1 pseudogene is annotated in these 479 nt (G+C 62.8%); it reads left to right on the top strand.

The annotated features are described in order from the left end of the window. Window positions 1–479: pseudogene (locus ACMWKK_RS26280) on the top strand (DUF2235 domain-containing protein); the annotation flags it as partial.

The raw sequence follows: 479 nt of genomic DNA, 5'->3' as shown, positions 1-479 counted from the left end.
ATGAATCCCCACTCAGCCAGTACCGGCGGGGTGAACATCACCCTGCCTCCCGGCATCGCGGAGAAGGTCTTCCACATCACGGCGGGAAATGAGTGCCGGTTTAACTTTGCCCTGAACAGCGTCCGGCCCGTATGGCCCGAGCTGGCTCTGCCCGGCGCGCATTCCGACATCGGCGGCGGCTATCTGCCCCGGGTACGGGAAAACCTGTTCCTGACCCGTCCCGCCACGGAAACGGTCCTCCTCAGCCAGCCGGGAAGCCAGACGCGCAGCTATAAGCGGCTGCTGCAGCAACTCCCGCAGCTGGAAACCTTTCCCTGCCTCGCCCCCGTTCTGCGGACCAGTCGCATTATGGCCGAAACCTGGTATGACGACCGGCTGCCGCCGGATCGCTACGGGCAGTTTCAGAAACGCAGTTTTTCGGCGCTGACGCTGCGAAACCGGTTAATTCGTAACGACTGGGCAAAGGTGGTACTGCGGGT

The sequence above is a fragment of the Enterobacter sp. 01-M-03-SI-ECC genome, from assembly GCF_047530215.1.
Taxonomy (GTDB): domain Bacteria; phylum Pseudomonadota; class Gammaproteobacteria; order Enterobacterales; family Enterobacteriaceae; genus Enterobacter; species Enterobacter chengduensis.
This window is presented reverse-complemented; position numbering and strand designations above follow the sequence as displayed.